A 14,017-nucleotide genomic window follows, 5' to 3' on the forward strand; every position below is an offset into this window, starting at 1 on the left:
ACACCAGCCGACGCACCCCGTGCACCACGACCAGATGCCGCGCCACCACCGCACCCAACCCACCCGTACCACCGGTGACCAGCACCGTACCGGCGGTGTTCAGTGCCGGCGTGTCCGCGGCGGGCAGCGGTGCGCGGACCAGCCGGGGCACCCGTACGGCACCGGCCCGCAGGGCGAGCTCCGACTCGCCGCAGGCGAGGGCGACCGGCAGCGCGCGGGCCGATTCCGCATGGTCGTCGGTGTCGACCAGTACGAACCGGTCCGGGTTCTCCGCGATGGCCGCGCGGAACAGGCCCCACACCGGTGCGAGAGCCAGATCCGCGGGGTGCTCGTCGCCTGGGACGGACACCGCCCGGCGGGTCAGGACCACCAGTTTCGAGGCGGAGAAGCGCTCGTCGGCCAGCCAGTCCTGTGCCACGGCCAGCGCGCGGTGGACCGTGTCGTGTGCTGCGGCGGGCAGGTCCCGGTCGGGACGGTCGACGGGCCAGAGCACGGCCTGGGGCACCTCGGCGGCCTCGTCGAGGCGGGCACGGACCGTGTCGAGGTCGGTGAGGGCGGCGAAGTCGCCGTCTTCTACGGCGAGTTCGGTCCACTCCAGGCGGAGGGGCTCGACACCGGTGCGGTCCTGGGCGGACACGAGTTGCTCCGGTGTGACCGGCAGCGCGGACAGCGCGGTCAGCGACAGCACGGGCCTGCCCAGCGGGTCGGCGGCGTCCAGCCGGTCACCGCCCGGGCCTTCGGCGATCCGGACGCGCAACGCGCCCGCACCCACGGCGTGCAGGCGCAGGCCGGTCCATTCGAGCGGCAGCTTCACCGGTCCGTCCGGGGCGGCGAGGACGGCGGGGTGCAGGCAGGCGTCCAGCAGCGCGGGATGCAGGAAGTAGCGTTCTGCTTCCGCTCGGACGCCCTCGGGCAGCTCCACGTCGGCGAAGAGCTCACTGCCCCGCCGCCACATCGCGGTGACGCCCTGGAAGGCCGGGCCGTAGCCGTACCGCTCGGCGGGCAGGGCCGAATAAGCCTCGGTGGCGTCCACGGCCTCGGCACCGGGCGGCGGCCAGTGGGTGAAGTCGAAGGGGGGTGGGGTCTCGGGTGTGTCGGTGAGCATGCCTTCGGCGTGCAGCGTCCACGGCCCCGCGTCCTCGGCGGCACCGGAGTGCACCGTGAACGGCCGGGCGCCGGACGCGTCGGCCGCGCCGACCGCGACCTGGACGGCCATACCGCCGTGCTCGGGCAGTACCAGCGGCGTGCGCAAGGTCATCTCAGCGAGGACCGGGCAGTCCGTCTGCTCGCCGGCGCACAGCGCCAGTTCGGCCAGCGCCGCCCCGGGCACGACCGTCGTGCCGAAGACCTCGTGGTCGGCGAGCCAGGGCTGGGTCTGCCGGGACAGGCGGCCGGTGAACAGTGTGCCGTCGGTGTGGGCGGGTTCCACGGCGGCCGCCAGGAGGGGGTGCTCCACGGCGCGCTGGCCCGCGACGGAGCGGCCGGTGGCCGCGCCGGTCGGGTCCTTCCAGTACCTCTTGCGCTGGAAGGCGTAGGTCGGCAGGTCGACGGTCCGGGCGTCGGGCAGGAAGGGGGTCCAGTCGACCGGCACACCGCGGACGTGCGCCTGCGCGAGCGACCGGGCGAACCGGGGGAGGCCGCCTTCGTCCCGGCGCAGGGAGCCGAGCGAGACCGCCTCCACCCCGGCGGCTTCACAGCTGTCCTGCACGCCGCTGGTCAGCACGGGGTGGGCGCTCGACTCGACGAAGACCCGGAAGCCGTCGGCCAGCAGTGCTCCGGTGGCCTCGGCGAACCGGACGGTGCCGCGCAGGTTGCGGTACCAGTAGTCCGCGGTCAGTTCGGCGGTGTCGAGCGGCTTTCCGGTGACCGTCGAGTAGAAGGCGGTCTCCGCGGACTTCGGCCGTACGGGCGCCAGCACCTCCAGCAGGTCGTCCCTGAGCGCCTCGACGTAGTGCGAGTGCGAGGCGTAGTCCACGGCGATGCGGCGGACCTGGATCCCTTCGGCGGTGAGACCGGCGAACAGTTCGTCGAGCGCGGTGATCTCACCGCACACCACGACGGAGGAGGGGCTGTTCACCGCGGCCAGCTGCAGCCGGCCCGCCCACGGTTCCAGCCTGGGTTCGGCGTCGGCCTGCGACAGCGGTACGGACAGCATGCCGCCGAGTCCGGCCAGGCGTGCCCTGATCACCTGGCTGCGGAGGGCCACGACCCTGGCGCCGTCGGAGAGGGTCAGCGCGCCCGCGACGCACGCGGCGGCGATCTCCCCCTGCGAGTGACCCACCACAGCGGCCGGTCGCACTCCGTACGACTGCCACAGTCCGGCCAGCGAGACCATGACCGCCCACAGCAACGGCTGCACCACATCCACCCGGTCCCACAACGGGGATTCGGTGTCCCGCAGCACGTCCAGCGGCTGCCAGTCCACGAACGGCTCCAGTGCGGCGGCGCACTCACCCAGCCGGTCGGCGAAAGCCGGTGCGGTGTCCAGGAGTTCGCCGGCCATGCCGCGCCACTGCGAGCCCTGGCCCGGGAAGACGAACGCGACCCGCGGATCCGGCAGCACCGAGCCCGACACGACCGCGGCCGCGCCGCTCGTGGGGAGCTCCCCGGTCGCCAGCAGGCGCAGACCCGCCACCAGCTCGGGCGTGTCCGCGCCGAGCACCACGGCCCGGTGCCCGAGCAGGGCGCGCGTGGTCAGCAGGGAATGGCCGATGTCCATGGCCCCGCCCGCATCGGATCCCTGCTCCGCGTGGGACGTCAGGCGCTCCGCCTGGCCGCGCAGGGCGTCCTCTCCTCGGCCCGACACCACCCACGGGACCACTGCCGGGTTCACAGGCGTTCCTCCCCCCTGCCCGTTCATGCCGTGCCGCGGCTCGACCGGTCCGGCTCGCCGTACGCGAGCAGGTCGGCGAACTCCGGGAACTGGGCGATCGCCTGCTCCGCGGTGAGCGCGGGCTTGCGCGGCCCGCGCATGACCGCCATCAGGAACGAGGGCGACATCATCGCGGTCATCGGCTTGACCAGTGACGCCACTCCGAACACCGCGTTGATCACGTCGCGGTCGCGGCAGCCGGTCCGGGCGACCCGGGCCGCCATCTTGTCGGCGAAGGCACCGCCGCGCAGCGGGACGTTCGCGCGGACGTCGGGCAGCCCCTGGTCGGTGCCGGTCGCCAGCCGCCACGCACCGCCGTTGATCTTCGCGATGCCGGCCTGGACCCGGCGCGCCAGCCCCGGGCGCACACCTCCGTCGCCCAGTTCGTCGCGCAGCAGCCGGGCGCACTGGGCGGCGACGGACATGCCGGTCCCGTGCACGGGGTTCAGCGCCGACGCGGCGTCGCCGATGACCACGAAGCCCTCCGGCACGGGCAGCTTCTCGAACCGCCGCCTGCGGTCGGGGATGTTGCGGTAGGTCCGGATGGGGCCGGCCGGGGTGGCCAGGGCGATCAGGTCGGCGATGATCGGATGATGCCGTTCGCGGGCGAACCGCGCGAAGCCCTCCTCGTCGTGCGGCGGTTCGCCGCCGCGGCTGCCGAACAGGCTGAGGATCCACCGCCCGTCCTCCATGGGCAGCAGTCCGGCTCCCTGTCCGGGCTTCCCGGTTCCGGGCGTCAGCTGGATCATCACGCCGGGGAAGTCGTCGCCCGCCTTGGCCGGTGCCTCGAACCAGCGGCTCACATAGGTGATCCCCGCGTCGACCACGTCCTCGCGGACGTGCGGCAGCCCGAGGGCGGCCAGCCATGCGGGCGCGGTGGAACCGCGGCCGGTGGCGTCGACGACCAGGTCGGCGGACAGCTGTTCCTGCCCGTCGTCGGTCTCCACGAGCACCCCGGTCACCCGGGACGCGCTGCCGGTCGGCCGCAGCACCTTGGTGGATTCGCGCACGGTGATCCTGCTGTCGCGGAGCACCTGTCGGCGGACGATGTGGTCGAGCAGGTCGCGGCTGCACAGCAGCAGGTAGGCGTCGGTGTCGAGCCGCTCCATCCAGCCTTCCGGTCCGCGGGCCAGCGCGCCGGAGGGCAGTCCGCGCTTCTTGGCACCGGCGGCGTAGAGCAGCTCGACGGTGCCGGGCAGCAGTTCGTCGATCGCCTCGACGCCGCCGCGCATGAGGATGTGACTGTGGTGGCCCTGCGGCAGGCCGCGGCGCGGTGCGGCGGTGTGCGGGAACGTGTCGCGCTCCAGCACGGTGACGCTGTCCACCGTGCCGGCGAGTGCCGCGGCGGCCAGCATGCCCGCCAGACCGCCGCCGAGGACGAGTGCCGTGCTCACTGCTCGACCCCCGAGACGGCGAGGAACAGCTTCATCCGCTGCTCGGCCAGGTCCGGGTCCGGGAACGCGCCGAGCGTGTCGGCCAGGCGGTAGGCGGTGGCCAGGTGCGGCACAGAGCGCGCGGACTGCTCGCCCCAGACCATCCGGAAGTGGTCGGCGTGACCGGACAGCCAGGCCAGGAAGGTCACGCCGGTCCGGAAGAAGTAGATGCTGCGGCCTTCTCCGCTGAACAGGTGCCTGCTCAACGGCAGGGTGGCGTCCAGCAGTTCACGCGCCGTGGCGCTGTCCCCGGCGTCCAGTGCGCGGAATGCCTGTGCGGCGAGGGGGATCACCGGGTCGACGACGGGGGTGAGGGCGTGGCTGTGGCCCTGCTCGTCGCCGACGAACATCCGCGCGTAGTCGGTGGTGTCGCTGGTGTAGAACTTCACGCCCTCGGGCAGCTTGCCGCGCCAGGCGATCTGCCGGTCGAGGTCCGCGGGTCCGATCTTGACGCCGTCGACCTTGCCTGGGTGGGCCCTGACGATGTCCAGGAGTGCGTCGTAGGCCGGCTCGGGCTCCTCGTGGCCCCAGTACTCGGTGTTGCGCGGGTCCCACTCGGAGGTGATCCAGTGCAGGATCACGGGCGTGCGGGCCTGCCGGATCAGGTTGCCGTACACCTCGGCGAAGTCGTCGACGCCGCGGGCCGCCACAGTGAGGTGCGGGCTGCACATGATCACCGCCTGGGCGCCCGCCTCCTCCACGACCTCCATCTGTGTCTCGTAGGCGGCCTGCACCTCCTTGAGGGTGCACGGCTCGAACGGCTCGATCTGGTCGGTGAGGACCGCGGCCGCCATCCGGCCGCCCACCGCCTTCGCCTCGGCGCCGCAGCGGCGGATCAGCTCGGCGGCCATCGGCCAGTCCACGCCCATGCCGCGGTGCGCGGTGTCCATGCCTTCGCACAGCGTGAACCCGTACGACCACAGGTGCCGGCGGAACGCGAGCGTCGCGTCCCAGTCCAGCGACTGCGGCGGCGGGGTCGGGCCCACCGGGCCGAGCGGCTCGTTGTCCGCCAGCGGGTCGGCGAGGACGTGTGCCGTGGCCAGCACCGACCGGCTGCGGAACGCGGCGGAATCGGCCGGGCGCACCGCGGAGGTGCGCACCGGTTCGTAGGCGGTCAGTGTGCCGTCCGCCTCGGGAAGCCTGATCATCGTCTCCTCCGCACCCTGGTTCCTGGAAAGGTCGTACTGATCGGTCGAAACTCGCCCGTGCGGGCCGGTCGTCGACGGTTGCCGTACGGCCGGACCGCCCCGGCACCCGGGCCGCTGACGGACTCGGTGGGGTCATACGCGGTCGGCGGTGATCGCGCCGACCGGGCAGTTCGCGATCGCGCTCAGCGCCGCGGCGCGCGCCCGCTCGTCCGGTTCGCCGACGAGGAGCAGCACCCGGCCGTCGGCGTGCTGGTCGAACACTTCCGGTGCGATGAAGACGCAGGAGCCGGATCCGACGCAGGTGTCGCGGTCGACCGAGATGCGCATCGTCCCCGCCCTTGCCTCACCAGGTGACGGGCAGCTCGTGAAGCCCGTATGCGTGCGCGTCGAACATGTAGGGAAGCGAGTCGGCGGGGGCCGCGAGGCGCAGCTCGGGTATGCGGGTGAACAGCTTGCGGAACACCACTTCCAGCTGCATGCGTGCGAGGTTCGCGCCGGGGCACATGTGGCCGCCGTAGCTGAAGGCCATGTGGCCCTCGACGTCGCGGTGGATGTCGAACCGGTGCGGCTGCGGGTACTGCTCGGGGTCCCAGTTGGCCGCGCCGTTGAGCGCCAGTACTCCCTCGCCCTCGCGGACGGTCTCCCCGCTGGCCAGTTCGATGTCCTTGGTGGCCACCCGCACGGTCGCCGAGTCCAGGATGCTGAGGAAGCGCAGCAGTTCCTCGACGGCGCCCGGCAGCAGCGAGGGGTCGCGCCGGATCTCGTCCAGCTGCTCCGGGTGTTCGAGGAGGACGACGGTGCCCAGCGAGATGATGTTGGCGGTGGTGTCCGAACCGGCGATCACCAGGAGCCGGGCGATGGCCACCAGGTCGTCGTGTTCGAGCGTGGGCTCGTCGGGCAGTTGTGCCGCGATCCGGCTGAGCAGGTCCTCGCCGGGGTTGCGGGTCTTCTCGGTGATCAGCTCGTCGAGGAACTCGTCCATCTGCGCTATCGCGCCGGCGACGGCCTCCATGCTCGAGTCGCGGCCGGTCGTGGTCTCGGCGTAGCGGCGGAAGTAGCCGATGTGCTCCGGGTCGGCGCCCAGCAGTTCGCAGAACTGGAGGGACGGCACGGGCACGGCGAGCTCCGCCACCAGGTCCAGCGGCCCGCCCTTGGCGAGCATCGCGTCGATCCGCGCGTCGACGATCGCCTCGGTGCGCGGCTTCAGTTCGGCGATCCGCTTGGCGGTGAACTCGGGGATCACCATCCGGCGGCGCACGGTGTGCTCCGGCGGATCCATCGCGGCGAAGGGGAAGGCGATGTAGGGCAGCATCTCCTCCGGCACCTGGAACTGGTGCGGATATCCGGGGTTCCGCGCGTTCGAGCTCATCGAGGGGTCGCCCAGGACGCGGCGCACGTCCGCGTACCGGGTGAGCGCCCAAGCGGGCTTTCCGGTCATGCGGTTGGTGACCTTCGCCACCGGGTTCTCGGTGCGCATCGACTCGTATTCCTGGGGAATCGAGAGCGGGCATTTCCTTCGGTCGAGCGGAAACACCGGGAGCGATCCGTTGGTGCTGCCGTTCTCGGTGTTCTCGGTCATCGCCAAGGCGTCCTCTCTTCGACAGTGGCTCGATACAAACGCGTGCCGGGGCGCGGGGTCAGCCGGGAAGCACCCCTAAGGGCGGTCGGCGACCCCTAACCCGCCCGTGGCGGCCGGTCGGGGTCGCCCCTACAGCGGGGGGCGGGCCGCCCGGACGGCGTAACCAGGTGCCGGAAGACCTCGTTGCACCGGGCATGACGGGTCCGCGACCGGCTCGGCGCCGCGGACCGGTGTTCACAGTGGGCGGGCGGGATGGGTCGAGGATCAGCCGGCGATGCCGCCGGGAGCGACGGGCAGCAGGTCCCCCGTGTCGACGAGGCCGTGCGGCTGGCTCTCGCCGTTGTGCCCGCGCAGTTCGTACACCGCCAGCAGATCGGTCCGCCGCGTGATGCCGAGCTTGCGGTAGACCCGTGTGAGGTGCTGTTCGACGGTGCTCACGGTGATGTAGAGCATCTGGCTTATCTCGCGGTTGGTGTGGCCGAGTGCTGCCAGCTCGGCCACGCGGCGTTCCGCCTCGCTGAGCACCTGACGCGTCTGCTGGCCGTCCTGGACCCAGCCGGCCTGTGCGGCGGTCCGGTGCTCGACGCCGGGCACCTCCTCGGCGACGACGGGCTCGGGGACGAGGCAGGCCCGGGTGACCTGGGCGGCGCGGCGGGCCAGCAGGCGTGCGCGGTCGAACTCGCCGAGCTGCTGGTGCACCACGCTGAAGTCGCTGAGTGTCCTGGCCAGCTCCAGCCGGTCCTGCGCCGCCGTCAGGCACTCGACGCTCTGGCGCAACAGGGCCGGGCGCTGGGAGAGTTCGCTGGCGGCGGCGAGCACGCGCAGGGAGATGCCCTGGACGCGCACGTCGGCGCTCCTGGCCCGGTCGAGCTGCTGCTTGATCAGCTCGCGGGCCTCCGTGGTGTGGCCCAGTTCCAGGTTGACCTGGGCCAGGTTGGTGCGCCACGGGTTGAGCGCCGGCAGGTCGACCTCCCACTCGCGCATCAGCCTGCCGCACAGCTGGAAGTCGCCGCCCGCGGCAAGCGCACGGTTGGTGGTCAGGAAGAAGGAGCCCCGGGCCTCGAGGTACTGCAGCCCCACGAAGGTGTCGAACATGGCGTCCGGCACCGGCTGCCGGAGGATCTCCGCGGCGGCCTCGAATTCCCCCAGGCAGGTTCGCGCGGCCACCAGGGTGGCTCGTGGCTGGCCGATCAGGACGCCCCACGCCTTGACCGGCAGCAGCGCAAGCGCACGCTCCGCCTGGTGCACGGAGGTGGAGAGGTCGCCGAGCCGCAGCGCGATGCCCGCACTGATGCCGCCGAGTACGGCCTGCCAGGTGATCTCGGCGAACCGGTCGGCCTCCTGGATCAACCGCTCGCACCACGAACGCGCCAGCTCCGGCTTGTTGCCGCTGAGCAGGGCGAGGACGGCGTCGGCCACGACCTCCAGCGCGGTCTCACCGACATGGCAGCTGCGCAGTATGTGCTCCGCGGACGCGGTGGCCGCGTCGCTGCCGCCGCGGACCCAGAGCGTGGTCATCCGGTTGACCGCGTCGGCCCAGGTGTCCTTGCGCAGCGGAGTGCCCGCGCTCCTGGTGCCCGCCCGGTTGAGTCGGCGGTCGGAGCCGAAGTGCCAGTGGAAGGCCGCTGACAGTTCGGCGGCGCCGCGCTGGTCGAGGAGGCCGGGCGTGCCGGTGAGCGCGGCGGCGGCCTTGGTGGCCGCCTGCACTTCGCCGTGCCAGAGCGAGTACCGCACGATCGCGACCGCCGCGGCCACCGGGAGTTCGCCCGCTTCGACGGCGTCGCGGAGGCGGGACAGGTAGGCGGTCGCGGCCGCCGGGTTCTCCCGCCACAGGGCGCGGATCAAGGCGTACAGGGCGGAGTTGCGCTCGACCTTGTCGGCGCATGCCCCGACGGCCAGCTCCAGGCAGCGCACCGCGGTGTCCGCCTCGCCCGAGGCCAGTGCGTGATCGGCGGCGTCGCGCAGTACGGCCACGGCCCAGCGCTCGGGCGCCTCGTCGGTGGCCAGCAGATGCCGGGCGACCTCGATCGGGGGCGCGCCCCGCTGGTGCAGCAGCTTCGCCACCTGGGTCTGCAGGCTCGACCGTTCGCGGCGCGGCACGCTCTCCAGGATGACGGCCTCGCCGCGCGGGTGCCGGATCCGTTCGCCCCGCAGCATTCCGGCGTCGGCGAGGATGGTGACGAGTTCCTCGGTCTCCTCGTGTCTGGCGCCGAGCAACTGCGCGATCAGTGCCGTGGTCGAGCGCTCGCCCAGCAGCGCCGCGGCGCGTGCCACGGCCAGCAGTTCGGCGTCCCAGCGGTACAGGCCGGTCAGCACCGCGTGGGCGTAGGTGACGCCGACCACGGGGCCGTCCGGTCTTTCTCCCGGGCCGGTCGGCATGCTGCTCACAGCGTCTTCGAGTGCCGCGTGCAACAGCATGGGATTTCCGCCGGTGAGCTCGTGGTATCCCTCCGCGAGATCCTCGGCGTCCGGCGATCCGGATTCCTTGACGAGGAGGTCGGCGATGTCCTGCTCGGACAGCGGGGACAGCCGGATCTGGCTGTACGGGTGGCGCGTGAGCTCCGCGAGGAATTCCGGGAGCGTCGGCCTCCCGCGGTGCCATTTGTTCAGGATCACCATCAGGCGGGAACAGCTCATCCTGCGCTGAAGGGAGAGCAGGAGTTGAAGCGACGCCGCGTCGGCGAACTGGACGTCGTCGATGGCGAGGACGACCTGCCGGTCCGCGCACAGATCCAGTACCGCTGCGCACAGTTCGCGGACCTCGGCGTCCAGCGCGTGCTGCGCGGCCGACCGGTCTTCTCCTGGTACGCCGTTCGACTCGTCCGTTGCTCCTACGAGTTGGGCGACGCGCGCCGGCAGGGCGGGCGCCGGGCCTGCGCTGCGGAACAACTGGTCGAAGACGCCCATGTGCAGTGTCTGTTCGATCCTGGATCCGGTGGCACTGAGCACCAAGGCGCCGGATTCCGCCGCCTGGCGCGAGAATTCATGCAGCAAATATGTCTTTCCGCTGGCCAGACCGCCTTCTACGAGAACAAGCCTGCCATGACCCTTTGCGCTTTCCGACAGAAGTTCCCTCAACCGAGACAGTGCGACGCTGTAGCCCATTCTCGCCATAAACGCCAAATCCCCCGATGATCTATGCGCCGTGCACCCGACTTTTTCCGATGGAAAACATCATGAACAACCGCTCACAGGCGGTGCTTCGAGAGGGCTCCTGTGCCCCTGCCGATCGGCGCTCGGACGTGACGTGGCACGGCTCGTCCGAGGCACCGTGGATCCCGGCGTGCGAGACGTCCTCCGTCGGCGTGAGTGACGCGCATCGCCTGATTCCTCGACGTGATCGGTTCATGGTCCGCCTCGACGAGGGTGTGCTCGCCGAAACGATATCCGACATAACCGGCACCCTGCCACGGCGTCTCCGCCGGCGGGCAGGGTGCCGGCATGCGGCATCCCGTCGAAGCCCCTGTGCCGCTCATGGCGGCGACCTGTCCCCACCACGGCCCCCCGCGTGTTCGACCCCTTCATTGTCGTATCCGAAGGTGTACGCGGCGTGTTGAGTATCGAACATACGGAAGACACGGCGGCGACCGCACCACGGAAGCGGACCGGCCTCGCAGGCCGGAACCGGCGCGTGAAGGGGCATGGTCGGGACCGGGCACGGTGATCGATTCCGTCTCCGCTGTACGCCACGGCGGACAACGCCCAATGAACCGGCCCGAGTTCGCGGACCGGTGCCCCTAACGCGCCCTCACCGGCACTGTCGTCGGCAGAGGTTGAGGGGCATCGCTGACGACCCCCCTGCTCACCCGGGCAGTGGCCCGGACCCGCCTCCGACAGAGCACGGACCGCCCAGGAACCAGCAGCAAACCAGCACGAGCACACCCAGCACCCCCCACGCCAGCCCTCCCGACCACAAAGGCAAATCAGGAGTCCCCACTACCCCTGACGCTATATCCGCGCCTGGCACAGGCCCAACCCCTATACCAACCCCTATCCGTATACCACTGACAAGTCACCGCCATGGGCGGCATCGGCCAAACGCCATCGGGCGCGGGGAGCCCGCGCCCGATGGCCGCCGAGGAACGAAGGGCGCGGCCGGCCGCGCCCCGGTGGAAGGTCAGCGGCCCACCGACACATCCGTCGGCGCCGCTTCCGACGGGGCTGCCTCCGGCGCGCGTTGGCGGCCGAGTCGCCGGTACAGCGCGCCCGGCCACCAGCTCGCCCGGCCGATGTCGAAGGAGAGCGCGGGCACGAGCAGCGTGCGGACCAGGAAGGCGTCCAGCAGCACACCGACCGCGACGACGACGCCGAGCTGCACCATGTCGACGACCGGCATCGAGACGAACACCGCGAACGTGGCGGCCAGGACGATGGCGGCCGACGTGATCACGCTGCCCGTGACCGACAGTCCCCGGCGAACACCTTCGGCGTGGCCGAGCAGCGCCGCCTCCTCCCGTACGCGGGTCATGAGGAAGATGTTGTAGTCGACGCCCAGCGCCGCGAGGAAGACGAAGCTGACCAGCGGAAGCTGCCAGGCGACGCCGGCGTGCCCGAAGACGTGCTCGAACAGCAGGCTGGAGGCGCCGAGGGCGGCGAAGTAGGACACGACGACGGTCGACAGCAGGATGAGCGGAGCGATCACCGCCCGGAGCAGAAGGAGGAGGAAGAGCAGGATCACCGCGAGCACCACGGGGATGACGACCTTGACGTCGCGGCTCTGCGCCCGGTCGATGTCCAGCGTCTCGGCCGTGCTGCCGCCGACGATCGCGTGCGCCTCGGGTACGGCGTGCACGGCCGTCCGGAGGTCCTCGATCGTGTCCTTGGCCGCGTCGCTCTCGGGAGAGTCCTCGAGGACGACGTCGATCATGACGCGGCGCCCGTCCGGACTGGGCGAGTCCTGGCCCACCTGCGCCCGGTCGACCTTCGCCAGTGCCGCCTTGACGGGTGCGGCGGCTTCGGCGTCCGCGATGACGACGGCCGGGTCGGATGCTCCGGACGGGTAGTGGCGGGCGAGTTTCTCCTGGCTGGACACCGACTCCGGCTTCGTCTGGAACACGTCGGACTGCCCCAGGCCCAGGTTCATGCCCTGGGCGCTGAAGGCGAGGGCACCGATGACGACGAGGCAGCCCAGCCAGACAGCGCGGGGACGGCGCCCGACGATGTCGCCGATCCGCGCCCAGACGCCCGTCGTGGTCCGGCTCTCCTGCCCGGCCCTCGGTACGAACGGCCAGAAGACCCAGCGTCCGGCGATGACGAGCAGCGCGGGCAGGATCGTCACCATGGCGATGTAGGCGCACAGGACACCGGTGGCACCGACCAGGCCGAGGCTGCGCGAACTCTGCATGTCCGCCAGGGCGAGACACGCGAGGCCGACCACGACGGTCGCCGCGGACGCCAGGATCGCCGGGCCCGAGCGGCGCAGCGCGATCCCCATCGCGACGTGCCGGTCCTCGTGCCGGCGCAGCTCCTCGCGGTAGCGCGCGATCAGCAGCAGGGCGTAGTCGGTGCCGACGCCGAACAGGAGGATCATCAGCAGGCTGGAGCTGGCCGGGTTCACCGGAAGGCCGGCGTGCTTGGCGAGCAGGTAGACCACGCCCTGCGTGAGGACGCTCGCGAAACCGACCGAGAGCAGCGGCAGGAGCCACAGGAACGGGCTGCGATAGATCAGCAGGAGCAGGACGATGACGATCGAGCTCGTGGCGATCATCAGGTTCACGTCAAGGTTTTCGAAGGCCTGGGTGTAGTCGTTCAGCAGACCTCCGGGACCGCCGACCGCGATGCCGAGCCCGGCCGGAGCCCCCTTCTGAGCGGTCGCGCGCATGTCCTTGATGGCGAAGTCGATCTCGACCTTGTCCCGTGTCAGCGGGACGACCGTCATCAGGGCTTTCCCGTCCTGTGACGGGATCGCCGACGCGATGTCCTCGCCGCCGGCGAACTCGGCGAACGCGGTCCGGTCGGCCTCCGCCTTCTTGCGGTCCGCTTCCTGGATTCCGCTCTCGCGCGTGTAGACGACGACAGCAGGAACCTGGTCCAGCGCCGAACGGTATTTGTCCATCTCGGCCATGACGGCGGTGGATTCGGCACCCCGCGGGAGAGAGCCCGAGGGACTCCTGTCCTCGTAATCCTCGAGACCGCCGAACAACGGCGTGAGGAGTGCCGCAAGGAACACCCAGCCCAACAGGAGAAACCACTTGGAACGGCGCCCGCTGGGGGCCTTTGCCAGAAGGCCCGTCGAATCACGCACAATGACCTACCTCTCCGTGCCCGACGACTGGCGGTTGTCGGGGCACAGGCACCCCAGGGCAACCCACTCGCGAGCGGAATGATCCACATTACTGCCGGGACCGTCCCCCGACTCCACCTGCGCCATGCCCCCTCGAGCCCACTTCTGCGTATGGCGCACGCGTACAAGATACGCAGTACGCAGAAGAGCAGTCAACCCTCGAAGGCGGCATGGAGGAGCGCGGCGTTCCGCACCGGCGCGAGCCGGCGCACACCGCCTTGACTACCCGCAACCGGGCCCCGTGTGAGCCCATCGGCGACCCCTAAACCTCACGCCCGTCCGCACGGGCGGCACAGGGGTGGCCTGACAGGGGTGTCATGCAGGGGTGCCGAACAGGGATGCGCGGCGCGCGCAGGTCCGACGCGGGCCCAAGTGGCAAGGTCAACAGCCCTGTCGGACCAGCCCCGCCGTGAGCAGTTCGTCCAGCCACCGGTCGATGAACTCGAGAATCTCGGCCCGGTCGGCGTGCCAGCTCACCGCGATCTCGTCGGCCGCCAGGCGCGCGTTGCCACGATGGCGCCGCAACGAGATCCAGGCCACGGTGAACGGCGGCGGATACCGGTACACCTCGCCCGTTGCCTCGCAGCACAGGACCAGCCAGCCGTCCGGCGCCACCGTCACGCCGACCCCACACCCCCAGCGCAGGACCATGCGACTCCCCCAAGCAGTAGTAGCGGCGTTCGAAACGGTCACGTGGAACAG

General features: G+C 71.2%; 8 protein-coding genes. All 8 read right to left on the reverse strand.

The genetic code is table 11. The annotated features are described in order from the left end of the window. Nucleotides 1–2,833, reverse strand: a 2,833-nt coding sequence (locus tag ACF08N_RS34790; RefSeq protein WP_392328738.1) for an acyltransferase domain-containing protein, incomplete at its 3' end; no start/stop codon positions are given. Between the two features lie 23 nt (nucleotides 2,834–2,856). Further along, a complete protein-coding gene (locus tag ACF08N_RS34795) occupies nucleotides 2,857–4,266 on the reverse strand; it encodes an FAD-dependent monooxygenase (protein WP_392328739.1) in 1,410 nt (469 codons plus the stop codon). Next, the gene (locus ACF08N_RS34800; protein ID WP_392328740.1) at nucleotides 4,263–5,453 is read right to left on the reverse strand and encodes a DUF993 family protein; all 1,191 of its coding nucleotides are present in this window, start codon (nucleotides 5,451–5,453) and stop codon (nucleotides 4,263–4,265) included. Before ACF08N_RS34800 ends, ACF08N_RS34795 begins: the two co-directional genes overlap by 4 nt. 132 nt (nucleotides 5,454–5,585) lie before the next feature. Further along, nucleotides 5,586–5,780: a ferredoxin gene (locus tag ACF08N_RS34805; protein WP_392328741.1), complete on the reverse strand. Its 195-nt coding sequence runs from the start codon at nucleotides 5,778–5,780 to the stop codon at nucleotides 5,586–5,588. A 16-nt stretch (nucleotides 5,781–5,796) separates the two neighbouring features. After that, nucleotides 5,797–7,032 carry a cytochrome P450 gene (locus ACF08N_RS34810; protein WP_392328742.1) on the reverse strand — a complete coding sequence of 412 codons (1,236 nt, stop codon included), beginning with the start codon at nucleotides 7,030–7,032 and terminating at the stop codon, nucleotides 5,797–5,799. Between the two features lie 264 nt (nucleotides 7,033–7,296). Beyond that, nucleotides 7,297–10,146, reverse strand: a complete 2,850-nt coding sequence (locus ACF08N_RS34815) for an AAA family ATPase (RefSeq protein WP_392328743.1) — start codon at nucleotides 10,144–10,146, stop codon at nucleotides 7,297–7,299. Nucleotides 10,147–11,149: 1,003 nt separating this feature from the next. Next, nucleotides 11,150–13,276 carry an MMPL family transporter gene (locus ACF08N_RS34820; protein WP_392328744.1) on the reverse strand — a complete coding sequence of 709 codons (2,127 nt, stop codon included), beginning with the start codon at nucleotides 13,274–13,276 and terminating at the stop codon, nucleotides 11,150–11,152. Between the two features lie 420 nt (nucleotides 13,277–13,696). Further along, nucleotides 13,697–14,008: a hypothetical protein gene (locus ACF08N_RS34825; RefSeq protein ID WP_392328745.1), complete on the reverse strand. Its 312-nt coding sequence runs from the start codon at nucleotides 14,006–14,008 to the stop codon at nucleotides 13,697–13,699. Nucleotides 14,009–14,017 lie beyond the last annotated feature (9 nt).

This window comes from Streptomyces sp. NPDC015127, from assembly GCF_043080095.1.
In the GTDB taxonomy this organism is placed as follows: Bacteria; Actinomycetota; Actinomycetes; order Streptomycetales; family Streptomycetaceae; genus Streptomyces.